Source organism: Rickettsia sp. Tenjiku01 (assembly GCF_001653015.1).
Taxonomy (GTDB): Bacteria; Pseudomonadota; Alphaproteobacteria; order Rickettsiales; family Rickettsiaceae; genus Rickettsia; species Rickettsia rickettsii.
On the sequence record NZ_BCMR01000025.1, the window covers coordinates 1 to 23227 of the forward strand.

Below are 23227 nucleotides of genomic sequence, written 5' to 3' on the forward strand. Positions count from 1 at the left end.
TAAGTTTTGACTAAGCAATCTCAGGAATTTGTTATTATTTCATGAGATTGTCACGCAGCCTACGGCTGCTCGCAATGACGTTCACGCAGGCAAGCCTCCTTGCAATAACGTTTAATTTAATCAAATAAAAAAGAAAAATGCAAATAACGGTACGTGAAGCGTTGCGTGATGCCATGCAAGAAGAGATGATAAGAGACGACAAGGTTTTCGTCATAGGCGAGGAAGTTGCAGAATATCAAGGAGCTTACAAGGTAACTCAAGGATTACTAGAGCGCTTTGGTCCTAAGAGGGTAATTGATACACCGATAACGGAATATGGTTTTGCAGGGCTTGCAGTCGGAGCAGCTTTTGCAGGACTTCGCCCGATCGTAGAGTTTATGACCTTTAACTTTGCTATGCAAGCATTCGATCACATAGTTAATTCAGCTGCAAAAACGCATTACATGTCAGGCGGGCAGGTCAAATGTCCGATAGTATTTAGAGGACCAAACGGAGCAGCAAGTAGAGTAGCTGCACAACATAGCCAAAATTATACAGCTTGCTATTCCCACATTCCGGGATTAAAAGTAGTAGCTCCTTATAGTGCAGAAGATCATAAAGGACTTATGCTTACAGCTATTAGGGACGATAATCCCGTTGTTTTTTTAGAAAATGAAATTTTATACGGGCATAGTTTTGACGTGCCGGAAACAATCAAGCCTATACCCTTTGGTCAGGCAAAAATTTTAAGAGAGGGTAGTAGTGTCACTATAGTAACTTTCTCGATTCAAGTAAAACTTGCCTTAGATGCTGCAAATGTTGTGCAGAATGATAATATTGATTGTGAGGTTATTGATCTTCGCACTATTAAACCGCTTGATACTGAGACAATAATAGAATCAGTGAAAAAAACTAATCGTTTAGTTGTAGTGGAAGAAGGGTGGTTTTTTGCAGGTGTTGGTGCAAGTATAGCTTCTATTGTTATGAAAGAAGCATTTGATTATTTAGATGCTCCGATAGAGATTGTAAGCGGCAAAGATCTTCCCCTTCCTTATGCTGTTAATTTAGAAACACTAGCTCTGCCGAGTGAGAGCGATGTAATAGAAGCCGTTAAAAAGGTTTGTTATTATAGTATTTAATGTATTAGCTTAGTTTTTTCGTCATTGCGAGCAACTGAAAGGAGCGTAGCAATCTCATAAAGCAAGATTCCAGAGATTGCTTTGTCAAAACTTACAGTTTTTCCTCGCAATGACGATGTCAACTTTTTTAGGCATACCTACTTTGCAGCTCTTTTACGGTCGTTAGGGTCAAGTAGAGCTTTACGTAAACGAATAGATTTCGGTGTTACTTCAACTCGCTCGTCATTTTGTATATAGCTGATTGCCTGCTCTAACGTTAAAAGCATTGGCGGAGTTAGCCTTATGGCTTCGTCTTTACCTGTTGCTCTAACGTTGCTCAGTTGTTTCGCTTTGAGTGGGTTTACCTCTAAATCATTATCACGATTATGTTCGCCGATAATCATGCCTCTATATACTTTGTCACTAGGGTTTATAAACATTTTCCCCCTTTCTTCTAGATTCCATAGAGCATATGCAATTGCTGCCCCGTCACCGTTAGAGATAAGCACACCGTTACGTCTTCCCTCGATATTTCCTTTATAATCAGCATATCCATGGAAAATACGATTCATAATCCCTGTGCCTCGTGTTTCGGTTAAAAACTGGCTGTGATAGCCGATTAACCCTCTAGACGGTCCGATAAACGTAACACGGCTTTTACCGCCGCCTGACGGCCTCATATCAGTCATTTCGGCTTTTCTCAGTGCTAAAGATTTTACGACTACTCCAACATAATCATCATCAACGTCAACTTGGATTTCTTCCATCGGTTCTTGCTTATTACCTTGCTCATCAGTTTGGAATAATACTTCGGGTCTGCTAATAGATAGCTCAAATCCTTCACGACGCATAGTTTCAATTAAGATACCAAGTTGTAACTCACCACGCCCTGCAACTTGGAAAGCATTTTTCTCGGCAGCTTCAGTAACTTTTAAGGCAACGTTACTTTCAAGCTCACGCATTAACCTAGCTCCAATTAAGCTCGACGTAACTTTTGTCCCTTCGCTTCCTGCAAGCGGTGAGTCATTAACGCTAAAAGTCATGGATAAAGTCGGTGGATCGATAGGTAGAGACGGTACGGCCTCGGTTACCTCAGGGGAGCAGATAGTATCGGCAACGTTGGCGTTTTCAACGCCTGCTACGGCAATAATATCGCCGGCTGTAGCATCATTTATAGCGATTCGCTCTAAGCCTCTAAAGGCTAATATTTTAGTGATACGTCCGGTTTCAAGTACTTTATTCTCACGATTTAATACTTTTACGTTTTGGTTAATTTTAACAGTGCCGCTTTGTACACGACCTGTTAAAACCCTACCGAAGAAAGAATTATATTCTCTAGTAGTAACAAGCATAGAAAACGGTGCTTTGTCATCGGCTAAGGGTTTTGGTACATGCTGTACTATAAGGTCGAAAAGCGGTGCTAAATCATCTGCTAAATTTTCTAAAGGATTAATTTTATCATCAAAGGTTAAAGATGCTCTACCTGCTCTACCTGATGCATAAACTATAGGGAAGTCAAGCTGATCGTTGTTTGCTTCAAGTGCCACAAATAGCTCAAATACTTCATCGATGACTTCTTTAATTCTTTGGTCATCTCTATCGATTTTATTAATAACGACAATAGGTTTTAAGCCGAGATTTAACGCTTTAGAAAGCACGAATTTTGTTTGCGGCATTGGTCCTTCCGATGCATCGACAAGTAGCACTACACCGTCAACCATGCTAAGGATGCGTTCTACTTCACCGCCAAAATCGGCGTGTCCTGGCGTATCAACTATATTGATACGGATATCGTTCCACATAAGAGCAGTGCATTTGGCAAGTATCGTGATTCCACGTTCACGCTCAAGATCATTAGAGTCCATAGCACGCTCAGCAACTGCTTGGTTAGCTCTAAATGTTCCGCTTTGTTTAAGCATGTTATCAACAAGCGTAGTTTTTCCATGATCAACGTGGGCAATAATTGCTATATTACGAATAGATGTCATCTTTAAAAATTCTCACAAGTTTACAATAGTTTTTCGTACTATACACTAAAATACCAAAAATTGGAATATAAGTTCTTGAAAAAGAAATTGATTTAACTGTCGAATAAAAATTACTAAGAATTTTTAAACTTTAAAATAAGAGAAATTAATGAACGATAATACAGTTTTATTTATATTTGATTGTGACAATACTTTAGTTGGACATTCGCATAATTATATCGGAGAGAGGTTAGGAGGTTTAATAGCACGTAAATATACAACATCGCTTTTTTAGCTCCTATGAAGAACGAGAGCAAGAAAAAGTTAGGCTTGAGCAAAAATTTTCTATAGAGCTGATGGAGAAATTCCTAGATGATGAAAATTTAGGTTGGAAAAATGAAGAGCAAATAGCACGCCTTTTTAAGAATATTATATTATCCGGTCATAAAATAGCTATAGCATCATTTAATGATTATCCTCATGCTGTAAAATATGCATTAGCAAGGTTACTAGGAAAGGAAGATGCAGCAAAAATTTATATAAAATCAGCTTTACCTTCTAATAATTTTGAAGAAATACAAAATTGTACTAAAAAAGAATATATAAGAGAAATAATTAATAATACCGAAATAACTGTCAATGCTGCAAAAGACTATGGTATTACAGTAGTTTTGGTTAAGAACAAAGGAACAGAGCATATTCATGAAGCTTTTTTTTATATGAATTTAATGAAATGAACAGCATGAAATTGATGTTGAGCTAGAAGAACCGGCTACTGAACCTTTGCTTAGTGATGGAGAGAGTACCTATTTAAGTCCTGAAGCAATAAAAGCTATTTCGTTTGAACCTATTTCTAGTGATTATTATTCGGATGGCGAATATATACCATGGGGAGGCGGGAATGTGCCAATGTTAGGTAAAGGTTAAGTTTTTAATTATAGACAAATTGCTTGATATTATTTATTCTTAGATTAATAAGGGTGTTGCTCCAGTGTCATTCCCACGTAGGCGGGAATCCAGTTATCTTGAATGTCATCCCGCGACTTGATCGCGGAATCTCAGGATACTACCTGTGACACAAGATCCCGTGGTCAAGCCACGGGATGACAATCCTAGCCGATACCGTTTAACCTAAAAGGATCAAGGATGATATACCGAATATTATGTTTATGCATATTCATAATAAATTTCTCAACGATTACGGAGGCACAAAATGTGCCAATTAAAGAAGATAATTTTAAAGTTAGAGTAGCTGTTGCTGATGTACAATCTATATTGGAAGGTTCGATCGCTATAAAAGATTTGCGTAATAAAATCGAAAAGCTTAATCATAAAATTCAAGAGAATATTGCTGCAAAAGAAGCAGAATTTAAACCGCTGGAAGAGAAGCTGCTAAATGAGCGTTCTCATTTAAGTGAAACTGAATTTGAGCATAAAGTAAACGAATTTAATGCAAAAGTTAGCCACGTTAGAAAAGAAATTCAGATTAAGAAAACAAAGCTTGAACAAGCCCACGCTGAGGCTATGAGTAGAGTCCATGAAACAACTATTACAATAATTAGTGAACTTGCCGAGAAATATAACCTTAATTTGGTAATTCCAAGTGCTCAAGTCTTATATGCCAAAAATAATTTGAATATAACTTCCGAAGTGACTTTTATGTTGAATGAGAGATTAAAAGAAGTAACAATAAACTATTGATAGTGTTGTATGGATTTTTGTGTGTCATTTCCGCGTAGGTGGTAATCCAGAAAAATAACTTCAATATTGATACAGAAGTTACATATTTGATAAAATAAATCTATAAAAACTAGTTTTTATAGATTTTACTGGGTTCCCGCCTACGCGGGAATGATATAAACAAGAGAGTATTTAATATGGTAGAATTTACACCGATTACAATTGCATACGGGGACGGTATAGGTCCTGAAATAATGGAGGCAGTGCTTTATATATTACGCAAAGCCGAGGCTCGTATTCGTTTAGAAACCATTGAAGTAGGTGAAAAGCTTTACAAGAAGCATTATACTTCAGGCATAAGCGAGGAAAGCTGGGCATCAATACAACGCACCGGTATTATACTTAAAGCCCCGATTACTACTCCGCAAGGTGGAGGATATAAAAGTTTAAATGTCACGATTCGTAAAACATTACAGCTTTTTGCTAATATTCGTCCTGCCGTTTCATTTCATCCTTTTACTAGAACATTACATCCAAATTTGAACCTAACTATTATACGTGAGAATGAGGAAGATTTATACGCAGGTATAGAATACCGTCAAACGCATAATATGTATGAGTCAATGAAGTTGATAAGTCATACAGGATGTGAGAAGATTATTAGATATGCTTTTGAATATGCAGTAAAAAATAACCGTAAAAAAGTCACGTGTTTAAGCAAAGATAATATTATGAAATTTTCCGATGGGGTTTTGCATAAAGTATTTAATGAGATTGCAAAAGAATACCCGCAAATTAATAACGCGCATTATATTATCGATATCGGGACGGCAAGGCTTGCTACCAAACCGGAAATATTTGACGTTATCGTAACTTCTAATTTATACGGTGATATCATATCTGACGTAGCTGCTGAAATTTCAGGTTCGGTAGGTCTTGCAGGTTCTGCAAATATTGGGCAGCATTATGCGATGTTTGAAGCGGTACATGGAAGTGCTCCCGATATTGCCGGTAAAGATATCGCAAATCCGTCAGGGCTTTTAAATGCTGCAATAATGATGCTAGTACATATAGGGCAGGGTGATATCGCTACATTAATCGAAAATGCTTGGAAAAAAACTATAGAGGATGGTGTTCATACAGCCGATATATATAACGAGCAGAGTTCTAGTAAAAAAGTCGGTACAAAAGAATTTGCCGAAGAAGTAACGAAAAGATTAGGACAGTTACCGACAAAGCTACCTAAAGCAGATTATCCCTTAATTGCTGAGAAGCAAGAAAGCAATATAGATTATAAAATTGATACTAAAGAAGTTAAGAAATTGGTTGGTACGGATATATTTGTGAATATGAATGTATCTTCCGCTCATGATATAGCGGATAAAATTAATAAACTTGATCTTGGTAATTTTGCGTTAAAAACAATCTCGTCAAAAGGATTAAAGCTGTGGCCTCGTGATACAAGGTTTGAAACTGTTTCCGATCATTGGTGTTGTCGTTTTATGAATAAAGACGGCACAGAAATTAAGCATTTAGATATAACAAGATTGCTTGAAGCTTTAAGCACAGCAAATATCGATTTTATCAAAGTAGAGAATCTGTTTGAATTTGACGGGGTTGCAGGTTATAGTTTGGCTCAAGGTGAGTAAAAACGTCATTGCGAGTGAACTTTAGTTCGTGAGGCAATCTCAGGACTTGTGCATGAGATTGCTTCGTCAATTATTTCATAGTTTCCTCGCAATGATGAAAAAAGGATAAACACAATGACACTATACTATATAGGAATTTTATTAGTAATTATTGGATTATTTGCTATATTTTCAGGAATAATCGGTTTTTTTAGATTTCCTGATTTTTATACTAAATTACATGCAGCAAGTGTTATTGAGAGTTTCGGCGTGCCTATTTGCTTAATAGGTTTTGCGTGCATTGAAGCAGATATTGTGAACTCTGTTAAATTAATTTTAGCGGCTTTATTGATTTTTATACTAAATCCGGTAGCAACTCATGCACTTGGTAAAGCATCTTTATTTATGAAAATTAGAGCTGATAGTACTGTCATTGCAAGGAAAATTACGAAGTAATTGACGAAGCAATCTCAGGATGCTTGATAAGATTGCCACGTCGAAATTACGTTTCTCCTCGCAATGACGTTAAATTTTAATAACCATATGACAGTAAAGACAGCTTTAAATTTTGATCTCGGCAATTACCTACTTAACTTAATTGCTTTTTTATTGATCTTAATCTCGATAAAAATAATGTTTGCTCAAGATTTACTAAATGCAGTGATTGCTGCTTCTGTATTTAGCTTATTAATTGGTGTATCCTATCTTATTATGGATGCTCCTGATGTCGCAATGACCGAGGCAGCACTTGGAGCTTGCTTATCAACATGCGTATATTTGAATTTGTTGCGTAAATTACCTTCGGATTTAAAGAATGTTGAGAGAACTAATATTATTCCAGCAAGTTTAATATGTTTATTGTTTGTAGTAACTCTTGCTTATATGGGGCTAGAATTACCGAATTACGGTGATGATAATGCTCCTATTCATATGCATTCAAGTAAATATTATATCGAAAATACCTCTAGAGATATAGGTATACCTTCTTTTGTTGCGGCTATTCTTGCAAGTTATCGTGGATATGATACTTTAGGTGAAACTAGCGTAATTTTAATTGCAGGAATTGCCGTGCTGTTGATATTTTCAAGAAAGTCTGATGATGCCATACCGCGACTTGATCTCAGGATCTCAGGACACAGTAGGCGATACAAGATCCCGTGGTCAAGCCACGGGATGACAAATCCAATAATAAAATATATTACTAGTTTTATAATACCTTATATAATTTTATATAGTATATATATTCAGCTTAACGGTGAGTCTTCGCCGGGTGGTGGGTTTCAAGCAGGTGTTATATTTGCATCTAGCCTTATTGCTTATGATTTAGTTTACGGTAATCGAAAATTAAGCCGATATTTTCGTCCTAACGTGCTAGTTTGTATTGCGGTTTTAGGTGTAGCAATATATGCAATTGTAGGAACAATATCACTCTTTTTTAACGATAATTATTTAAATTATTATTCACTAACAAATTTTATCAATGATAAGCTACTTGCTCAGCATATTGCGATAGTTATTGTTGAAATTGGTATAGGTTTAACTGTTGCAGCTATTATGTACTTAATTTACAACGTATTTAATAATTATGAATAGTCTATTTGTACTAATTAAGCGTGAATTGATAGTGCAGAATCGCATTAATAATATAATTCAATATCTAGTTATATTTTTTTTATTTTGCATAATTAGTACTGTTTTAATTAACAGTGAAAGGGATATTAACAAATTCGGTTTAATTTTTTCGGTCATTTGTTTATTAATTTCATTAATCGGTTTTGCTTCAGTTATATTTAAATCTGATTTGGAAGACGGAAGCTTAGAGTTATTATTATCAATTGTTAGTCATGAAAAAATTATATTGGCTAAATTTTTTGCTATATTTATCAGTAGTACGATAGGGCTGGTTTTTGTTTTACCCATTATTTATGTCTTGTTTGATAAAACTTTGCTTGAGATAATATTTTTCTTTATTAGTGTATGGATGATATTAGTGTTATCAAGTAGTTTAGTAGTGTTATCCGGTAGCGTGCAATGTTATTTTAAGAAGAATGCTAACTTTGTCGGTACGTTTATCATGCCGTTATTAATTCCGAATATTATAATGACAGGTTTAATATTACAAGATAATAACTTACAATTAATTTTTATTATGATAGGAATTAATTTAGTATTTTTACCGATTTCATTCTTCTTGAGTTCCTGTTTAATTAAAAATATTTATAATATTACTTGATTTTGCTTTATTTTTACTAATGTAGTGATATAAAATAAGATGAATATTATTAATAAATTTTTTGAGCAAAATATATGTGGCAGGCTTTACGAAGGTTAATGGCAGCAAATCCTATGGGATTTTTTCTGTGGTCTATTATCACTAAATGGTATTTAATTATAGCAGTTGCTTCCTTAATTACTTTATATTATACAGTATTAGGCTTAAAAAAAATTGGGTTTATAGATTATTTTACTGAAACTACAGTCGAGATATTAGATACAACTAAAGCAGTTGCTCAAAATTGTACTACAAAACTCGGTCCTAATTGGAATCGTTTAGTTAGTTTTTGGAATTGCTTAAGTGATCCTGGCGAATATAAGCATGAAGAAGGGACAGGAGCAAAAGTGTTAGAAGATGAAATAAATAAGCTTATGCTAAAACAAGCAGATAGTGCTGCAGACGCTGAACCTCCTATAATAAATCCTTATGAAGCACTAGAAAATCCAAATAATCTTAATAATACCCCAAGCGGTAGTAATAATAATCGTTAATTTATGTCACTTTAATATTATATGTCGGATACTGAAGATAATAAAAACAAACAAACAACACGTCGTGATTTTATGGTTCTAACGGCTAGTAGTGTGGCAGCAATTGGGGCAGCATGTACTCTTTGGCCTCTCGTTGATTCTTTGAACCCTTCTGCGGACGTGCTAGCTTTATCATCAATTGAGGTTGATTTATCAAATATTGAGGTAGGTCAAACAGTTACGGTTAAATGGCAAGGTAAACCGGTTTTTATCACTAACCGTACGCCTGACAAAATAGCTGAAGCAAGAGCCGTGAAAATGTCAGAGCTGATTGATCCTGAAGCAGATGAAGCACGTGTGAAAGCAGGGCATGATAATTGGCTGGTGACGATCGGGATCTGCACGCATTTAGGTTGTGTACCGCTTGCTAATCAAGGTGAATATGATGGATGGTTCTGTCCGTGCCATGGTTCACAATATGATTCTTCAGGTAGAGTTAGAAGAGGTCCTGCTCCTTTAAATTTAGCTGTGCCGCCTTACACTTTTATTAGCGACAAAAAAATTAGAATCGGGTAATTATTTATGAATGAAGATATTACCCCTAAAAAGCCTAATGCTATTATAGAATGGATAGATTATCGTCTTCCTATTTTTGCGTTCCTAAAACATTTTAGTCATTATCAAACTCCGAAAAATCTTAGCTATTTGTGGAATTTAGGCTCTATTGCCGGTATTGCGTTAGTGATTCAGATAATCACCGGCGTCATACTTGCTATGCACTATACTCCGCATGTTGATCATGCTTTCGATAGTGTTGAGCGAATCATGCGTAACGTGAATTACGGTTGGTTACTGCGTTATACTCATGCGGTAGGTGCATCGATGTTTTTTGCCGCCGTATACTTACACATAGCAAGGGGTTTGTATTACGGCTCTTATAAAGCACCTAGAGAACTGCTTTGGCATATCGGTATCATCATTTTTCTAACCATGATGGCTACTGCTTTCATGGGTTACGTGCTTCCTTGGGGGCAGATGAGCTACTGGGGAGCAACGGTTATTACTAATTTATTTTCCGCTATTCCGTTAATAGGGGAATTCATAGTTACGTGGTTATGGGGTGGTTTTTCTGTTGATAACCCGACATTAAATAGGTTCTTCTCACTGCATTATTTATTGCCGTTTATTATTGTTGCTTTAGTGATGCTGCATTTAGTGGCCTTGCATCAGCATGGTTCAAATAACCCAAAAGGTATAGCTGTTAAAAGCCCTAAAGATACTATTCCGTTCCACCCTTATTATACCGTAAAGGATTTTGTCGGTTTCGGAGTTTATTTCATAATATTTGCCTATTTTATTTTTTACGAACCTAATTATTTAGGACATCCCGATAATTACATTCCGGCAAATCCGTTAGTTACGCCTGCCCACATTGTCCCTGAATGGTATTTTCTGCCGTTTTATGCAATACTTAGAGCCGTGCCGTCTAAGCTCGGTGGGGTGCTATTAATGTTCGGAAGTATATTTGTGTTATTTTTACTACCTTGGCTTGATACTTCAAAAGTTAGAAGTAGCAATTATAGACCGATATACCGAATGGCTTTTTGGATATTTATGGTAGATTGTTTATTGCTTGGTTATTTAGGCGGGCAGCCGGCAGAAGAGCCGTATATTACCATTAGCCGTTTTGCTGCTTGTTATTACTTTTTTCATGTCTTAGTAGCTCTGCCGCTGATAGGTAAATATGAAAAACCGTTGCCATTGCCGGAGGAGTTGTAAGAGTTAAGTCATTGCGAAGAAATTGCATAGCAATTGACTAAGCAATCTCAGGAGTTTGTTATTATTTCATGAGATTGCCGTGCAGCCTATGGCTGCTCGCAATGACGTTTTTTGTATTATACAAATTTATGAAGTAACCAATAGTATATTATAGTAACTAATGAGAAAAATGGTATACTCTATACTGGTGTTGCTTTTAATTTAATAAAAAGAATATATCAAAACAAAAATGATACAATTAAGGAGTTTAGTAAAAATTGCTAAATTTTAGTATTTTATGAGATTCATCAACTATGAATTCAGCAATCAATAGAGAAAAACAAATTAAAGCCGGTTTAAGAAACAAAAAAATTAAATTAATAGAACAAACAAATATAAATTGGGATGATTTGTATAATGAAATTATACTGTAATAAAAACATCATTGCAAGGAAAGACAAAATCTCAACACAACAATCTTATAAAATAATATATAAACTCCTGAGATTGCTTCGTCAACATTTTCAATTTTCCCTTGCAATGACGACTAAAATTTATGAAAACTAAACTACTTATCTCTATCATCATACTACTAACTTCGTGCTTAAGTTTAGCCAACGAAGAAGTATTACATCCAAAAAAGATGAAATGGTCGTTTGACGGCGTATTTGGTACAGTTAATCGTGAAGCAGCACAAAGAGGTTTTCAGGTCTATAAAGAAGTTTGTAGTGTCTGCCACGGTTTAAACAATTTATATTACCGTAATCTTAAAGATATCGGCTTTTCGGATGACGAGATAAAAGAGATTGCCAAAGGCTATACGATACAAGACGGACCTAATGATGATGGTGAGATGTTTGACCGCCCCGCTCTTCCCTCTGATCGTTTTGTACCTCCTTACCCTAATGAGCAAGCAGCAAGAGCAGCTAATAACGGTGCCCATCCTCCTGATTTATCGTTGATAATAAAAGCACGTCATGACGGAGCTAATTATATATATTCGCTACTTACCGGCTATACCGAACCGCCGGCAGATTTTAAGCTGATGCAGGGAACTCATTATAATCCCTATTTTCCTGGCGAGCAAATAGCAATGCCGCCGCCGCTTACAGACGGGCAGGTAACCTATATGGACGGTACTAACGCAAGTGTAGAGCAGATGTCGCAAGACATTGTGGTATTTCTACAATGGGCAGCTGAGCCGGAAATGGAACATCGTAAATCTATGGGTCTTAAAGTTATGATGTTTTTAGCGGTATTTACTATCTTTTTCTATATTGCAAAAAACCGCATTTGGTCTAATTTAAAGTAATTGTTGAGTGGATCAGTTTTCCTATTATTGGCGTTGTTGCATGGATCATTAAATATGTTCGATGTCATTTCTGCGAAAGCAGGAATCCAGTAAAAAATGATAAAAACACAGCAAACTATATAAAAATTTAGTATATAATTAGATTAAAAAACTGGATTCCTGCTTTCGCAGAAATGACATAAATAATCAGTCCATGCTGCCCCTTTTTGCCTCTTTCTTAGTATCATGACTTATCTTTGCTATACTTATCCTAAAATTTATATAGATAGTATTTATGATTACTTTACTTGCGGCGATAACAGGATTTATGAGTTCAATAATTCCTGAAATTTTGAAAATATATAAAGATATTAACGACAAAAAACACGAGATAAATATTTTAGACCGTCAAATTGCTAATAACAAAAACTTAATCAGTCTAAAACTTTTACAGAGCTTACCATATCACAAGAAATGGTAGAGCAATATTCTCTTTACTCCACTTATAAATTAGGTGTTAGTTGGGTTGATGCTTTAAATGGCTCGGTAAGACCCGTGCTTGCCTATAGCTTTTTTGCAATGTATGGAGGAGTTACATATGTTCAATATAAATCGTTAAAAAGTTCTGCTCTGCTAGTTGAAATATCTAGATATATTATGGAGCATAGAAGATCAAACTATTTTTGCGGAGATTATTAGTTTTTATTTTGGGTAGCGTACTTTCAGCAAATTATGGAAATATAAGACTTGAATTTTAAATAGATAACTTTATATATTTAAATATATAACTAACAAAATTAATGGTGGTTTTATGTTAAAGAGCGTAAGATTATATATTCCGTCTATAGCAGCTATGATTTTATCTAGTAATATTGCAATAGCTAATAAGAATTATGATTCCGGTAATGCAACGCCACTGCGTCAGGTAGCAGGTTTAATAGATAATCAAATTACAAATATTGATAATTTATTTAGAAATAGATTGCCGCTTTATGAATCTAATAGCATAAAAAGCAATTTTATTACTAAAGATAAGCAGTATATTATTGTTATGGAAGTACCTGGCTTTGATAAAAGTCAAATTAAGGTTAAAGTAAACGGTAATAAATTATTTATTACAGGGAATATAGAAGAAAAAAATAAAGCTGATGATTCAGATAATTATATGAATAAAAATTTTAATTATGTAATATCATTATATGAAGATGTAGATCAGGCAAATATCTCTTCAAGCCTTAAGAATGGAATACTTACTATTATTCTACCTCGTATTGAGATTAAGGAACAAGAAGCAAGAGAGATAGTCATTGATTAATCAAGCATTGCTAAATATTAGCATTTAATTTTTCTGAAACAAAACCTTTCTCTATATAGTTAGGTAATTTTATTAGCTCATGCTTTAGTTCATTATCTACTCCTATGGTTTCAAATTTTCGATCGACTAAGAAGATTATAGGTTTAGTGTTATGAATAAAGAAGAAGTCCAAGTTCGGTTTGTTATCAAAATATCGATTAACACGAGGAAAATGATAAGCATGAGTAACAATAGCAATTTCGGCGTTACTTAAGTCAATATTACCGTTTTCATGCTCTTTATATAGAGTGTTAAATTGTCCGTGCCGGTATTGGTTTGGTATTCCGGCAGCGTAAAAATATAAAAATTTTCTTTTGGATAATCGGTAATAATATTTTTATCAAGCGCTGCTTGTAGTAATTTATTATCATACGCTCCGCCGTTAAACAAAATCATCGGTCCGTATTTTTTCAATTCTTCATATGTTAGGCTAGATATTTGCTTATCAAGTTTTTTAGTTGCTACTTTTCTTGCAATCTCTATCTATGCCAAGCCTCATCCTATTATATCCGTCCTCTTTATCTGCAGCCTCTATATTTTGAGTATCGGAATTGATAGGTATTTTGATATAAGAATGTCTTGCGGATTTTTTCATTAGCAGGATCAAACTCTAGATTATTTACGGTTATTACCTGCTCAAAATGTTTATCTTGAGTAAATTTTTGATAACTCTGAAATCCTAGAACCAATGCTATAGCTATAATAAATATAGAAATAGCAGTAGTAAAGTTTTTCTAGTTTTTCATGTTGCGATAAAAATAATAAGGTTGAAATATGAAAAGGTCATACCAAAACTTGACCATGATATCAAGAAAAATAACTTTTAGTAATTTATTCGCTTTTTAGCTTTGCTAGATCTTGAGGGGTAGGCAGGAATTTTTCAAGCTTTTTAGGTAATGTTGCTGTAAGCTTAAATTGTAATACTCCTATTGGTTTTTGGATGCCTTCTATAGCGTATTCTACAGTAATACCTTGTGTTTCTTCGCACAAAATTAACCCAATTGTAGGATTGTCCGAATTATCTTTAATTGTGCGCTCCATTAAATTAAGATAAAAATTTAGTTTACCGGCATATTCCGGCTTAAACTTGCCGGTTTTTAATTCAATAACAACATACATAGCATTTGAGTTTTATGTGATAAAAAACTAAATCCAAATAATAATCTTCTCCCTCAAGTTCTATATGATACTGATTGCCAACAAATGCAAAACCTTGTCCTAACTCTAATAAAAAGTTTTTTTAATATTATCTATCAATTTATTTTCTAAATCTCGTTCTATTATTTTACCTTGAATATCTAAAAATTCTAAGTTATACGGTTCGTTTATAATCGACCTGGCTAAATCGGACTGTAGCTCAGGTAAAGTATTGGAGAAGTTATTTATACCTTTCGCTGACCCTTCATGTAAATTACTTTTAATTTGCAAAGATAATACATTTCTTGACCAACCATTTTCGATGGTTTGTTGTGCATACCAAATTCTTTGATTTATATTTTTTAGTTTTGAAAAAATAATAATATTATGACTCCATGGGATTTCTCCAACCGCCTGTTGGAGAATTTGGTCATTATTATATTCTGCAAAAAACTGACGCATATAAGAAAGGTTTTGATATGATAATCCTTTCATTTTAGGCAATTCTTTACGCAAATCATCAGAAATATTTTGAATCACTTTTGATCCCCATTTTTCTTTAGTCTGACGTTCTAAAATTAATTTTCCTATATGCCAATAAAGAACTATCAATTCTTTATTTGCTGCTAAATGGGCTCTAATACGAGCTTTGCTAATTTCTTGTTTTAAATTTTTAATTAAATTAGTATATGATTCATTACTTAAAGTATTGCTCATTGATTTTCACTACTTCTTACCACCCGCATTCATAGCAAGGTTTGCGGAAACAAATTCTTCAAGGTCACCGTCAAGCACTCCTTTAGTATCGGAAGTTTCATAATCGGTACGTAAATCTTTTACCATTTGATAAGGTTGCAAAACATATGATCTAATTTGATGTCCCCAGCTATTATCAGTTTTAGCGGCATTCTGCTCGTTAACGCTATCGGTACGTTTTTGCATTTCAAGCTCATAGAGTTTGGCTTGAAGCATTTTCATAGCTTGAGCTTTATTTTTATGCTGCGATCTATCGCTTTGGCATTGTGTTACCGTACCGGTCGGTATATGAGTGATACGTACAGCTGAATCGGTAGTATTAACGTGCTGCCCGCCGGCTCCCGATGCTCTAAAAGTATCGATTCTTAAATCTTTATCCTCAATAGTAATTGCTATATTATCATCAATTTCGGGATATACCCAGCTACTTGCAAAGCTAGTCATTCTTTTACCGGCTGCATTAAATGGAGAAATACGCACTAATCTGTGAACGCCAGCTTCGGTCTTAAACCAGCCGTAAGCACGCTTTCCTATTATCCTAATCGTGCATGATTTAATGCCTGCCTCTTCGCCGTTAATCATATTGATTATTTCGGTTTTAAAGCCGAGTCTTTCGGCAAAACGCAAATACATACGCATCATAATAGACGCCCAGTCATGGCTTTCAGTTCCCCCGGCTCCAGCATTAATCTCTAAAAAGCAATTATTACCGTCTGCTTCACCTGAAAACAAACATTCCGTTTCAAATTTGGCAGCAATGATGCTTAAATTTTTTAAGTCCTGTTCAATTTGTGAAAGTGTTTCTAAATCGTTTTCGGCTTCAGCCATTTCTTCAAGTTCTAAAGCATCTTTTAAATTGGATTTGAGTTTATTAAAAGCGTTTAGTTTTTCTTCTAGATTACTTTTTTCTCGCAGTAATTTTTGAGCATTAGCCTGATCATTCCATAAACTAGGATCGGCTGTTAACTCTTCTAACGCGTTCAGTCTTTCAGTTGATGCTTCAACGTCAAAGTGACCTCCAAAGTAGTTCTAAAGACTGCTCAATTTTTTTTACATAATTTTCTATTTCAGCTCGCATTATTTTTTCCTGTTATAAATTTCGATTTTGTTATATATTATCGTGGTTTAGTGTCATCCTGTGACTTGATAGTGGGATAACAGACAATAAACAAATGCAAATTATATCACAATAATTATGAATCATCAAAACTATATAAGGAACTTCTCAATAATCGCCCATATTGATCACGGTAAATCTACGTTAGCCGATAGGTTAATTGAACATTGCGGCGGCTTGCAGGCTAGGGAAATGAGCCAGCAAGTGCTAGATTCGATGGATATTGAAAAAGAGAGAGGTATAACTATTAAGGCACAAACCGTGCGGCTTGTATATAAAGCTAAAGACGGTAACACCTACTATTTGAATCTAATGGACACTCCCGGGCATGTCGATTTTGCTTATGAAGTTAGTAGGTCACTTGCTGCTTGTGAAGGCTCGTTATTGGTAGTTGATAGTACGCAAGGAGTAGAAGCACAAACGCTTGCCAATGTTTACCAAGCAATCGAGAATGATCATGAGATTGTACTGGTGCTTAACAAGCTTGACCTACCGGCGTCAGAACCTGAACAGGTTAAGCAGCAAATAGAGGATATAATCGGAATCGATACAAGTGAGGCTGTGCTAATCTCTGCTAAAAGCGGTATAGGGATTGATTTAGTTTTAGAGGCTATAGTAAATAAATTACCTCCGCCAAAAGAAAGTAGTTCTGATATTTTGAAAGCTTTGCTTGTTGATAGTTGGTATGACCCATATCTTGGCGTGGTTATTTTAGTACGTGTTATTGATGGCTACTTACGTAAGAATATGCGTATTAAAATGATGGCTACTAACTCAGTTTATACCGTTGAGAATGTTGGCTATTTTACTCCGAAAAAACATATTTCGGATGTTCTGCATGCAGGCGAAATCGGCTTCTTTACTGCGGCTATAAAGCAAGTAGCGGATTGTAAAGTTGGGGATACTATCACTGATGAAAAAAAGCCTTGTGAGCAAGCTCTACCGGGTTTTAAACCAAACTTACCCGTAGTGTTTTGTGGTCTTTATCCAACGGATAGCTCGGAATTTGAGCATCTAAAGGATTCACTAGCTAAATTACGCCTTAATGATGCTAGTTTTGAGTATGAAATGGAAAGCTCTTCGGCACTCGGAGTAGGTTTTAGATGCGGCTTTTTAGGGCTGTTACATTTAGAGATAATCCAAGAACGTTTAAGTAGGGAATTCGATTTAGATTTAATCACTACCGCTCCAAGCGTGGTGTATAAAATTCATATGCGGGACGGTGAGAACTTAGAGATACATAACCCAGCAGATTTGCCTGATTTACAAAAAATTGAATCAATGGAAGAGCCTTGGATTAAGGCAACTATAATGGTACCTGATGAGTTTTTAGGTGCGGTACTATCGCTTTGTACGGAAAAGAGAGGGATGCAGCTTGATCATAGCTATATAGCAAATAGGGCTAAAATAATTTATAAATTACCGCTAAATGAGATAGTTTACGATTTCTACGATCGTTTAAAAAGCTGTTCTAAAGGTTATGCAAGTTTTGAATGGCAAATGGATGTTTATGAACCTTCCGAACTTGTTAAGCTTGGGATTTTGGTTAACGCAGAGGTGGTTGATGCACTATCCACAATCGTACACCGCTCACGTGCCGAGCAAAGAGGGAGGGCATTATGCGTAAGGTTAAAGGGTTTAATACCGAGACAGCAGATTGATATAGCAATTCAAGCAAGTATAGGTAGTCGTATTATCGCTCGTGAGACTATTAAAGCCCTACGTAAAGATGTTTTATCTAAATGTTACGGCGGTGATATAAGTCGTAAACGTAAATTACTTGAGAAACAAAAAGCAGGGAAAAAGAGAATGAGACAGTACGGTAATATCGAAATTCCGCAATCTGCGTTTATTGCAGCTTTAAAAATAGGTGATGAATAAAACTTTTTTATTTTATATAAAGAAAACGCTAGACGTTATAATAAAGATTTGTTATAAGGAAGTATCTGAATCTTCCAGATGCTTCTAATGTTCCTCGGTAGCTTAGTGGTAGAGCAAACGGCTGTTAACCGTTCGGTCGCTGGTTCGAGTCCGGCCCGGGGAGCCATTCCTCAATTTTTGACAACTTTGCGAATGAATCAAACGGCGAATGTATCATAAAGTCAAGCTTTTTGTCTGTTAATTTAATTGAAAACACAGTTTTTATTAGGCGTCTTTTTCCCTCAGCATTCGACAAAACAAAATATTGATGTGCATTGGCAACTAAATTTAGTACATCTATCATTTTGTCCGTAAAACAATCATCACCTTTATTATGCTCTGCTATCTCTAACATTACTTTATCACGACGTGTTGTTAATTTATATTTATCTTCTTCGTATTCTTCATTTGTAAATATACCTTCTAAAAGTTTACTTCTAAGCTTATCAAGGCTATTTTTTACACTGATAAGCTCTTTATTTAATTCTGTTATTCTTGTGTTATAATAATCTTTTTCATATTTTGCCGATTCTTTAACACTTTTAATTATTTTGCTCAATAAATCAGGCTCAATATACATTGATGCAAAAACTTTTTCTATTTGTTCTATAATTCTTTAGTAACAATAGGCTTGTAAATATGAGGGTATTATTTGTTGCCTTTTTTTAATGTATTACTCCGTGATAAAAAGTATTATTTAATATTTTATGTCGGGCAATGGGGCGTATTAGATGTGTTAGTTAACCCTTATGCACTTGGTACAAGCGACAGTATAAGAATAAGATTTATGTAGGATATCGATATTGCCATAAGACATCCTGAATCTTTTGCCGTTGCTAGGAAATGATCAACTAGCTTTTCTTGCTGCTTCCATAGTACGAATACGATTTTAATATGAGGCCATTCATTACGCTAGGCTAATTTTAAATCATATCTTGCTTGTAAATTAATCCATAACTGGGCTGAAGTGTGAAAATATTTACCTAATCTCAGTGCCATATCAGTCGTAAGAGTTTGTTTGCCATGCACTGGCAACGCCAAGTAAGAAATCATCGCCTATTCAACTATCAAAACCGACAGTACTGCTGGTTGAGTTAGATTTATAACCGCTTAGATTATTTTGTGCCTTTTGAGTACTATTGCCGACAAAAGGACTAGCCCACGTACCGAAATCTACTTCTGTCTCATCACCGGCAGAAATAGAGAATATTTTTAAAGCCATAGATACGGAAGAAAAGATAAGGGAGTTGTTTGATAAAAAATCAAGTTCAAGAAGAAAAAATTGATGATATAGTTAAGTCACTAAATGAAGAAAATAAGTTTGCGATACTTCGCAGAAATCTAACTAATAAAAGTACCTCAGAAATAAAAAATATAGTTGAGAAAATAAACAGAATGCAAGTTGATATAGGTAAAGTATTGTTACTCGGTAGTGCAGGAATAGGTAAAACCATGTTAATGCATTATCTATCTTATAAATGGGGAACAGAAAAACTATGGAACAACAAATTTGATTATGTATTTAGAATCAGGTTAAAGGAATTGTTAAGTTGGACAGTACGTTATGGTACTAATATAGATAACGATATACTAAGTTGTTTTGTCCATTATTGTTTAGATTCTAAAGATATAAAACTTGAAGATATAAAAAGCATACAAGATAAAGATAGGATATTATTACTACTGGATGGTTATGATGAGGTAGCGTTTTTATCACAGAGTAATCGTGAGATATTATGGATTCGGTATTTCAGTATAAAAATATCGTAATGAGTTCTAGGCCTAATGCGGTTATAGAAGAAATGAGCAACAGATTTGAGCAGAAAGTAGACAATATAGGCTGGGATAGTGAGGGAATAGAGCCAATATGTACATAAAAATTTTGAGTATGATAAAGAGCTTGGAACACCATTAAAAATCTTTTTGGCTACTCATAGCCAAATAGAAATATGTGCAGTTCCTATCAATACTGCATTAATATGTTTGGTTTGGAGCGATCAAGCAATAAGGGATAAATTTCAAAAAAAACAAATTATTATTTCACTATATAAACGACTTATATATAAAAATAAAACTGAAGCTAATAATCACTTAAAAAACAAAATGAGTTTTTTAGAGCAAATAGCTTATGAGTCGTTTGTTGCAACAGGGAAGTGAGTAGAGAACAAAGTAGTAGAAAGCAAGAAAGATATATTAGATATAGACGAAGTTATAGAACAAGGGCTATTAAGAATAGAAGGGCAAAATTTTCAATTTATTCATTTAACATTTCAAGAATATCTAGCTGCATGTTATTTAAAAAATCAGTTAGCAGATAACAACACAAAATATACAGCAGCAATTTTATAGGTGCGCATTGAAACGATCCGCAATATCTAATGACTCTGAAGTTTCTAGCAGGGATGGTAAGTAATGAAAATAATCAAGAGTTAATAGAAATATTTTGGAAAGCTGTAACATGTAATGTGGATAGGATATTAGAGTTAGGGATTGAAAAAAAAGATTATACTCTGCAACATTAACGGGAAATTTGATAGTAGAATACCGAATTTAAAACAAATACAAAATTTAATAGATGAAGTTGTGCTAAAAGATATTACAGGTTGGGAACAACTATAATAGACAGTGGTTATTTATCGGAAGCAATTGTTAAAACAGTAAATGAAAAATTACAAAATAAAAAAACTGACCCTCAAGAATTTAAAACAGTTATAGGAATCATCACAGGATTAGCAAATAAGAAATGAATGGGGCAATAAAACAAAAATTTATAAGAAGTTAACAAGCCTATTAGAAATTAAAGATGAACAATTACAAAAATTAGCCCAAATATTAGATGAGACGATAGATAAGACAGTATTACAGGAAAGTTTTTAAAAAAATAATACCGTTATTAAATAAAAAGGTATTAAATGAATATGTAAATGTAATATTGATTGCAATAATTAATATTATGCCTAATTTAGATATTAAAATATTAAATCAGGTAAAAAATTATATAACAAATACATAGTTATTAAAAGCTTAGTTAAGATAGTAAATACAACACCTAATATAGCACCCAAGGCATTTAATGCACTGCAAGAATTATTTAATGATCCTATAGAAAATTGCAAGTTCGAGGCAGTTTCAGTTTTAGTTGAAATAGTAAAGGCAAAGCCTAGTTTAGTAAAAGAAGCATTGAACATATTGAAAACACTAATCCGTAATGCCTAATTATGTCAAATTTGATACTGTGCAATGTTTAAAAGCAGAATAACTATTTGGTAACCCTAATAATGAAATTTTATATCAAGCTACTCGAGACGCTTAACTGAAATGCTAAGTGTAATGCATGAACAATAAACTTTAAATACACTGCAAGATCTACTAAATGATTCTAATATTTATATTAAGGCTACGGCTGTTGTAAGCTTATAGTTAACATATATTGTACCAAGTTTAACATTAGCAATATTTAGTATATTGAAAGAAGTATTAAACGATTCCGGCAACGAAGTCATAATTGTAGTTATTTGGAGCTTAACTGAAACAGTACGTATAAATCCTAGTTTAGTCCAAGAGACATTAAAAATATTGAATACACTACTTAATAACCCTAGTAATTATATTGAATTCACAATCGCCAAAATCCTAGGTTGGATAATACAAATAAACCCCAATATATCACATGACGCATCTAAAATACTGAAAAATTTATTTAGTAATTCTGACAAATCCGAGTCTGCTTTAAGTTTAGTTGAATTAGGCAAGGTAAAACCGGTAGAAGAAGCATGTAAAGTGTTCAAAGATATACTCAGTGACCCTTATGTTGACAGATATGCTAAATATGCAGTTGCTGTAAGTTTAATTAATATAATAATAAATGTAAGATCATTTGATAAAGCTAGTTATAAACAAGTTAATAGGTTAATAAAAATAATTGATCTACATAGAACTCAAAATTTTGATAAGGATTTATATTTAGAAATAGACGCCAAAACCTACACACAATAACCGATTACATCACTTAAGAATATGAAAAAAGTAAAAATCCTGAAGTACTAGAATGGTTTATTGCGAGTTTTAACGAATTAGCGAATATAAGCGAAACACAAATCTTTTTAAAAGAAATAGGTAAAAGCATATTAAAAAGCGGTGTGATAAATGAGTTGAGAGTAAGTTTATTTTAAATGGTATAAAGAAATATAATTTTACTTTTACGGTATTGGTTAGTACAGCACCAGGAATAGAAGGCAAGATAATATTTGAAGATAGAAACTATGAAATATTTACAACCGATAATTCAGCAAGCAAAATAGTAAGTTTAGAGGAGTTTATAACTAAATTACTTGCAGAAACAGACGATCCGTTAGCAGAACAATATAAAATAAACCTCTATTCCTAAACAAAGGATTAGCGCTTAAAATAGTAGCAAGTGATATTAATTACGTAATTAGTATTACAAATGAAAATACCAAATTTTACGGAAAAATATTATCTTATGCAGGTGATAATAAAGATAAGTTCGTAATGTTGTTAGAAACAAGAAGTATTTTCAGTGATCATCTAATATATAAATTTGGTGAGGATAATTTAAAGAAAATAGCCACTATTTATCCAGCAGAAATTAACACAGAACTAAGAGGGCAACTATTTAACGAATTAGCAGCCCAAGAACAATGTGATTGCTTTATTAAGAATGAAAAGCTTAAGCCTGAAGAAGAAAAACAGATATTTAAACATAGTAGTAAGATGAAGTTTGCAAGTGAAATAATTCAAGATGCAAAAATAAGGT

Annotated in this window: 32 protein-coding genes, 1 tRNA gene and 3 pseudogenes; 26 read left to right on the plus strand and 10 right to left on the minus strand. The window is 34.1% G+C overall.

Features of this window, described 5'->3' with window-relative positions:
• Nucleotides 1-137 precede the first annotated feature (137 nt).
• Nucleotides 138-1118, plus strand: coding sequence for a pyruvate dehydrogenase complex E1 component subunit beta (locus TENJIKU01_RS06050; protein WP_064429591.1), 981 nt, complete (start codon nucleotides 138-140; stop codon nucleotides 1116-1118).
• A gap of 137 nt (nucleotides 1119-1255) precedes the next feature.
• Here the strand turns inward: TENJIKU01_RS06050 and typA are convergent, their stop codons facing one another.
• Nucleotides 1256-3085: a translational GTPase TypA gene (gene typA / locus TENJIKU01_RS06055; RefSeq protein WP_064429592.1), complete on the minus strand. Its 1830-nt coding sequence runs from the start codon at nucleotides 3083-3085 to the stop codon at nucleotides 1256-1258.
• Nucleotides 3086-3233: 148 nt separating this feature from the next.
• Here typA and TENJIKU01_RS09960 point away from each other — a divergent pair.
• The 16 genes and pseudogenes from TENJIKU01_RS09960 to TENJIKU01_RS06120 form a co-directional block, all read left to right on the plus strand.
• A pseudogene (locus TENJIKU01_RS09960) lies at nucleotides 3234-3459 on the plus strand (hypothetical protein); the annotation flags it as partial.
• Between the two features lie 54 nt (nucleotides 3460-3513).
• A complete protein-coding gene (locus tag TENJIKU01_RS09185; protein WP_227780083.1) occupies nucleotides 3514-3801 on the plus strand; it encodes a hypothetical protein in 288 nt (95 codons plus the stop codon).
• Between the two features lie 46 nt (nucleotides 3802-3847).
• A complete protein-coding gene (locus TENJIKU01_RS09020; RefSeq protein ID WP_014410497.1) occupies nucleotides 3848-3991 on the plus strand; it encodes a hypothetical protein in 144 nt (47 codons plus the stop codon).
• Between the two features lie 219 nt (nucleotides 3992-4210).
• On the plus strand, nucleotides 4211-4765 hold the full coding sequence (locus tag TENJIKU01_RS06070) for an OmpH family outer membrane protein (RefSeq protein ID WP_010977007.1): 555 nt from the start codon (nucleotides 4211-4213) through the stop codon (nucleotides 4763-4765).
• Between the two features lie 176 nt (nucleotides 4766-4941).
• Nucleotides 4942-6393, plus strand: a complete 1452-nt coding sequence (locus tag TENJIKU01_RS06075; RefSeq protein ID WP_064429593.1) for an NADP-dependent isocitrate dehydrogenase — start codon at nucleotides 4942-4944, stop codon at nucleotides 6391-6393.
• Nucleotides 6394-6507: 114 nt separating this feature from the next.
• A complete protein-coding gene (locus tag TENJIKU01_RS06080) occupies nucleotides 6508-6828 on the plus strand; it encodes a Na+/H+ antiporter subunit G (protein WP_004996272.1) in 321 nt (106 codons plus the stop codon).
• Nucleotides 6829-6891: 63 nt separating this feature from the next.
• Nucleotides 6892-7965 (plus strand): DUF4040 domain-containing protein, encoded by a 1074-nt coding sequence (locus TENJIKU01_RS06085; RefSeq protein ID WP_064429594.1) that lies wholly within the window; start codon nucleotides 6892-6894, stop codon nucleotides 7963-7965.
• On the plus strand, nucleotides 7958-8605 hold the full coding sequence (locus tag TENJIKU01_RS06090) for a heme exporter protein CcmB (RefSeq protein WP_064429595.1): 648 nt from the start codon (nucleotides 7958-7960) through the stop codon (nucleotides 8603-8605). Before TENJIKU01_RS06085 ends, TENJIKU01_RS06090 begins: the two co-directional genes overlap by 8 nt.
• 74 nt (nucleotides 8606-8679) lie before the next feature.
• Nucleotides 8680-9138, plus strand: coding sequence for a DUF2670 domain-containing protein (locus tag TENJIKU01_RS06095; protein ID WP_064429596.1), 459 nt, complete (start codon nucleotides 8680-8682; stop codon nucleotides 9136-9138).
• A 21-nt stretch (nucleotides 9139-9159) separates the two neighbouring features.
• Nucleotides 9160-9693 carry a ubiquinol-cytochrome c reductase iron-sulfur subunit gene (gene petA / locus TENJIKU01_RS06100; protein ID WP_064429597.1) on the plus strand — a complete coding sequence of 178 codons (534 nt, stop codon included), beginning with the start codon at nucleotides 9160-9162 and terminating at the stop codon, nucleotides 9691-9693.
• Between the two features lie 6 nt (nucleotides 9694-9699).
• Nucleotides 9700-10896: a cytochrome b gene (locus tag TENJIKU01_RS06105; protein ID WP_064429598.1), complete on the plus strand. Its 1197-nt coding sequence runs from the start codon at nucleotides 9700-9702 to the stop codon at nucleotides 10894-10896.
• 293 nt (nucleotides 10897-11189) lie between these two features.
• On the plus strand, nucleotides 11190-11309 hold the full coding sequence (locus TENJIKU01_RS09965; protein ID WP_016917059.1) for a hypothetical protein: 120 nt from the start codon (nucleotides 11190-11192) through the stop codon (nucleotides 11307-11309).
• A 122-nt stretch (nucleotides 11310-11431) separates the two neighbouring features.
• Nucleotides 11432-12187 (plus strand): cytochrome c1, encoded by a 756-nt coding sequence (locus tag TENJIKU01_RS06115; protein WP_012719530.1) that lies wholly within the window; start codon nucleotides 11432-11434, stop codon nucleotides 12185-12187.
• A 307-nt stretch (nucleotides 12188-12494) separates the two neighbouring features.
• The gene (locus TENJIKU01_RS09025; RefSeq protein WP_172795057.1) at nucleotides 12495-12647 is read left to right on the plus strand and encodes a hypothetical protein; all 153 of its coding nucleotides are present in this window, start codon (nucleotides 12495-12497) and stop codon (nucleotides 12645-12647) included.
• On the plus strand, nucleotides 12641-12865 hold the full coding sequence (locus tag TENJIKU01_RS09030; RefSeq protein WP_172795058.1) for a hypothetical protein: 225 nt from the start codon (nucleotides 12641-12643) through the stop codon (nucleotides 12863-12865). The genes TENJIKU01_RS09025 and TENJIKU01_RS09030 overlap by 7 nt, the downstream gene beginning before the upstream one ends.
• 112 nt (nucleotides 12866-12977) lie before the next feature.
• Nucleotides 12978-13481 carry an Hsp20/alpha crystallin family protein gene (locus TENJIKU01_RS06120; protein ID WP_064429599.1) on the plus strand — a complete coding sequence of 168 codons (504 nt, stop codon included), beginning with the start codon at nucleotides 12978-12980 and terminating at the stop codon, nucleotides 13479-13481.
• Between the two features lie 10 nt (nucleotides 13482-13491).
• On the opposite strand, the gene TENJIKU01_RS09035 is transcribed toward TENJIKU01_RS06120, so the two are convergent.
• The 6 genes and pseudogenes from TENJIKU01_RS09035 to prfB form a co-directional block, all read right to left on the minus strand.
• The gene (locus TENJIKU01_RS09035) at nucleotides 13492-13653 is read right to left on the minus strand and encodes a hypothetical protein (protein WP_172795059.1); all 162 of its coding nucleotides are present in this window, start codon (nucleotides 13651-13653) and stop codon (nucleotides 13492-13494) included.
• Between the two features lie 77 nt (nucleotides 13654-13730).
• On the minus strand, nucleotides 13731-13916 hold the full coding sequence (locus tag TENJIKU01_RS06125; RefSeq protein ID WP_064429607.1) for a hypothetical protein: 186 nt from the start codon (nucleotides 13914-13916) through the stop codon (nucleotides 13731-13733).
• A gap of 58 nt (nucleotides 13917-13974) precedes the next feature.
• A complete protein-coding gene (locus tag TENJIKU01_RS09040) occupies nucleotides 13975-14115 on the minus strand; it encodes a hypothetical protein (RefSeq protein WP_172795060.1) in 141 nt (46 codons plus the stop codon).
• A 236-nt stretch (nucleotides 14116-14351) separates the two neighbouring features.
• Nucleotides 14352-14676: pseudogene (locus TENJIKU01_RS06130) on the minus strand (PDDEXK nuclease domain-containing protein).
• Between the two features lie 68 nt (nucleotides 14677-14744).
• Nucleotides 14745-15374, minus strand: coding sequence for a DUF1016 N-terminal domain-containing protein (locus TENJIKU01_RS06135; RefSeq protein WP_064429601.1), 630 nt, complete (start codon nucleotides 15372-15374; stop codon nucleotides 14745-14747).
• 9 nt (nucleotides 15375-15383) lie between these two features.
• Nucleotides 15384-16491, minus strand: a protein-coding gene (gene prfB, locus TENJIKU01_RS06140; protein WP_153019889.1) for a peptide chain release factor 2 whose coding sequence is annotated in 2 segments (ribosomal slippage) — nucleotides 15384-16421 and nucleotides 16423-16491 — 1107 coding nt in all. Because the reading frame shifts where the segments join, the coding sequence is not laid out codon by codon here.
• Nucleotides 16492-16608: 117 nt separating this feature from the next.
• On the opposite strand from prfB, the gene lepA reads away from it, so the two are divergent.
• Nucleotides 16609-18411: a translation elongation factor 4 gene (gene lepA, locus TENJIKU01_RS06145; protein ID WP_064429602.1), complete on the plus strand. Its 1803-nt coding sequence runs from the start codon at nucleotides 16609-16611 to the stop codon at nucleotides 18409-18411.
• A 91-nt stretch (nucleotides 18412-18502) separates the two neighbouring features.
• A tRNA-Asn gene (locus tag TENJIKU01_RS06150) sits at nucleotides 18503-18577 on the plus strand.
• Between the two features lie 785 nt (nucleotides 18578-19362).
• On the opposite strand, the gene TENJIKU01_RS06155 is transcribed toward TENJIKU01_RS06150, so the two are convergent.
• Together TENJIKU01_RS06155 and TENJIKU01_RS08650 are read right to left on the minus strand one after the other, a co-directional pair.
• Nucleotides 19363-19503, minus strand: coding sequence for a HigA family addiction module antitoxin (locus TENJIKU01_RS06155; RefSeq protein WP_064429603.1), 141 nt, complete (start codon nucleotides 19501-19503; stop codon nucleotides 19363-19365).
• Nucleotides 19504-19510: 7 nt separating this feature from the next.
• Complete coding sequence (locus TENJIKU01_RS08650; protein WP_153019890.1) at nucleotides 19511-19672, minus strand: autotransporter outer membrane beta-barrel domain-containing protein; 162 nt, start codon at nucleotides 19670-19672, stop codon at nucleotides 19511-19513.
• Nucleotides 19673-19701: 29 nt separating this feature from the next.
• Between TENJIKU01_RS08650 and TENJIKU01_RS09970 the strand changes: the two genes are divergently transcribed.
• The 4 genes from TENJIKU01_RS09970 to TENJIKU01_RS09985 all read left to right on the plus strand — a co-directional run bounded on the left by TENJIKU01_RS09970 (nucleotide 19702) and on the right by TENJIKU01_RS09985 (nucleotide 21197).
• Entirely contained in the window at nucleotides 19702-20220 is a 519-nt protein-coding gene (locus TENJIKU01_RS09970; RefSeq protein ID WP_227780075.1) for an NACHT domain-containing protein, read from the plus strand.
• A gap of 153 nt (nucleotides 20221-20373) precedes the next feature.
• Nucleotides 20374-20607 carry a hypothetical protein gene (locus tag TENJIKU01_RS09975; protein WP_064429608.1) on the plus strand — a complete coding sequence of 78 codons (234 nt, stop codon included), beginning with the start codon at nucleotides 20374-20376 and terminating at the stop codon, nucleotides 20605-20607.
• Nucleotides 20608-20828: 221 nt separating this feature from the next.
• Nucleotides 20829-20972, plus strand: a complete 144-nt coding sequence (locus TENJIKU01_RS09980) for a hypothetical protein (RefSeq protein WP_227780077.1) — start codon at nucleotides 20829-20831, stop codon at nucleotides 20970-20972.
• An 81-nt stretch (nucleotides 20973-21053) separates the two neighbouring features.
• Nucleotides 21054-21197: a hypothetical protein gene (locus tag TENJIKU01_RS09985; protein ID WP_227780079.1), complete on the plus strand. Its 144-nt coding sequence runs from the start codon at nucleotides 21054-21056 to the stop codon at nucleotides 21195-21197.
• A 222-nt stretch (nucleotides 21198-21419) separates the two neighbouring features.
• On the opposite strand, the gene TENJIKU01_RS06175 is transcribed toward TENJIKU01_RS09985, so the two are convergent.
• On the minus strand, nucleotides 21420-21638 hold the full coding sequence (locus TENJIKU01_RS06175) for a hypothetical protein (RefSeq protein ID WP_064429604.1): 219 nt from the start codon (nucleotides 21636-21638) through the stop codon (nucleotides 21420-21422).
• 277 nt (nucleotides 21639-21915) lie between these two features.
• On the opposite strand from TENJIKU01_RS06175, the gene TENJIKU01_RS06180 reads away from it, so the two are divergent.
• The 3 genes and pseudogenes from TENJIKU01_RS06180 to TENJIKU01_RS06190 all read left to right on the plus strand — a co-directional run.
• Nucleotides 21916-22446, plus strand: coding sequence for a hypothetical protein (locus tag TENJIKU01_RS06180; RefSeq protein ID WP_227780081.1), 531 nt, complete (start codon nucleotides 21916-21918; stop codon nucleotides 22444-22446).
• Nucleotides 22447-22657: 211 nt separating this feature from the next.
• Nucleotides 22658-22837 carry a hypothetical protein gene (locus TENJIKU01_RS06185; RefSeq protein WP_064429605.1) on the plus strand — a complete coding sequence of 60 codons (180 nt, stop codon included), beginning with the start codon at nucleotides 22658-22660 and terminating at the stop codon, nucleotides 22835-22837.
• A 125-nt stretch (nucleotides 22838-22962) separates the two neighbouring features.
• Nucleotides 22963-23227 (plus strand): annotated as a pseudogene (locus TENJIKU01_RS06190) (hypothetical protein); the annotation flags it as partial.

Bases quoted from the DNA above. Each gene is read 5' to 3' on its own strand.
- TENJIKU01_RS08650 (WP_153019890.1), bottom strand. From the start codon at position 19,672: ATGGCTTTAAAAATATTCTCTATTTCTGCCGGTGATGAGACAGAAGTA.
- TENJIKU01_RS06075 (WP_064429593.1), top strand. From the start codon at position 4,942: ATGGTAGAATTTACACCGATTACAATTGCATACGGGGACGGTATAGGT.
- TENJIKU01_RS06050 (WP_064429591.1), top strand. From the start codon at position 138: ATGCAAATAACGGTACGTGAAGCGTTGCGTGATGCCATGCAAGAAGAG.
- TENJIKU01_RS09980 (WP_227780077.1), top strand. From the start codon at position 20,829: ATGACTCTGAAGTTTCTAGCAGGGATGGTAAGTAATGAAAATAATCAA.
- TENJIKU01_RS06070 (WP_010977007.1), top strand. From the start codon at position 4,211: ATGATATACCGAATATTATGTTTATGCATATTCATAATAAATTTCTCA.
- typA (WP_064429592.1), bottom strand. From the start codon at position 3,085: ATGACATCTATTCGTAATATAGCAATTATTGCCCACGTTGATCATGGA.
- TENJIKU01_RS06115 (WP_012719530.1), top strand. From the start codon at position 11,432: ATGAAAACTAAACTACTTATCTCTATCATCATACTACTAACTTCGTGC.
- petA (WP_064429597.1), top strand. From the start codon at position 9,160: ATGTCGGATACTGAAGATAATAAAAACAAACAAACAACACGTCGTGAT.
- TENJIKU01_RS06090 (WP_064429595.1), top strand. From the start codon at position 7,958: ATGAATAGTCTATTTGTACTAATTAAGCGTGAATTGATAGTGCAGAAT.
- TENJIKU01_RS06080 (WP_004996272.1), top strand. From the start codon at position 6,508: ATGACACTATACTATATAGGAATTTTATTAGTAATTATTGGATTATTT.
- TENJIKU01_RS06175 (WP_064429604.1), bottom strand. From the start codon at position 21,638: ATGTTCAATGCTTCTTTTACTAAACTAGGCTTTGCCTTTACTATTTCA.
- TENJIKU01_RS06155 (WP_064429603.1), bottom strand. From the start codon at position 19,503: ATGATTTCTTACTTGGCGTTGCCAGTGCATGGCAAACAAACTCTTACG.
- TENJIKU01_RS09040 (WP_172795060.1), bottom strand. From the start codon at position 14,115: ATGAAAAAATCCGCAAGACATTCTTATATCAAAATACCTATCAATTCC.
- lepA (WP_064429602.1), top strand. From the start codon at position 16,609: ATGAATCATCAAAACTATATAAGGAACTTCTCAATAATCGCCCATATT.
- TENJIKU01_RS06135 (WP_064429601.1), bottom strand. From the start codon at position 15,374: ATGAGCAATACTTTAAGTAATGAATCATATACTAATTTAATTAAAAAT.
- TENJIKU01_RS06120 (WP_064429599.1), top strand. From the start codon at position 12,978: ATGTTAAAGAGCGTAAGATTATATATTCCGTCTATAGCAGCTATGATT.
- TENJIKU01_RS06095 (WP_064429596.1), top strand. From the start codon at position 8,680: ATGTGGCAGGCTTTACGAAGGTTAATGGCAGCAAATCCTATGGGATTT.
- TENJIKU01_RS09965 (WP_016917059.1), top strand. From the start codon at position 11,190: ATGAATTCAGCAATCAATAGAGAAAAACAAATTAAAGCCGGTTTAAGA.
- TENJIKU01_RS06105 (WP_064429598.1), top strand. From the start codon at position 9,700: ATGAATGAAGATATTACCCCTAAAAAGCCTAATGCTATTATAGAATGG.
- TENJIKU01_RS09025 (WP_172795057.1), top strand. From the start codon at position 12,495: ATGAGTTCAATAATTCCTGAAATTTTGAAAATATATAAAGATATTAAC.
- TENJIKU01_RS06085 (WP_064429594.1), top strand. From the start codon at position 6,892: ATGACGTTAAATTTTAATAACCATATGACAGTAAAGACAGCTTTAAAT.
- TENJIKU01_RS06125 (WP_064429607.1), bottom strand. From the start codon at position 13,916: ATGATTTTGTTTAACGGCGGAGCGTATGATAATAAATTACTACAAGCA.
- TENJIKU01_RS09030 (WP_172795058.1), top strand. From the start codon at position 12,641: ATGGTAGAGCAATATTCTCTTTACTCCACTTATAAATTAGGTGTTAGT.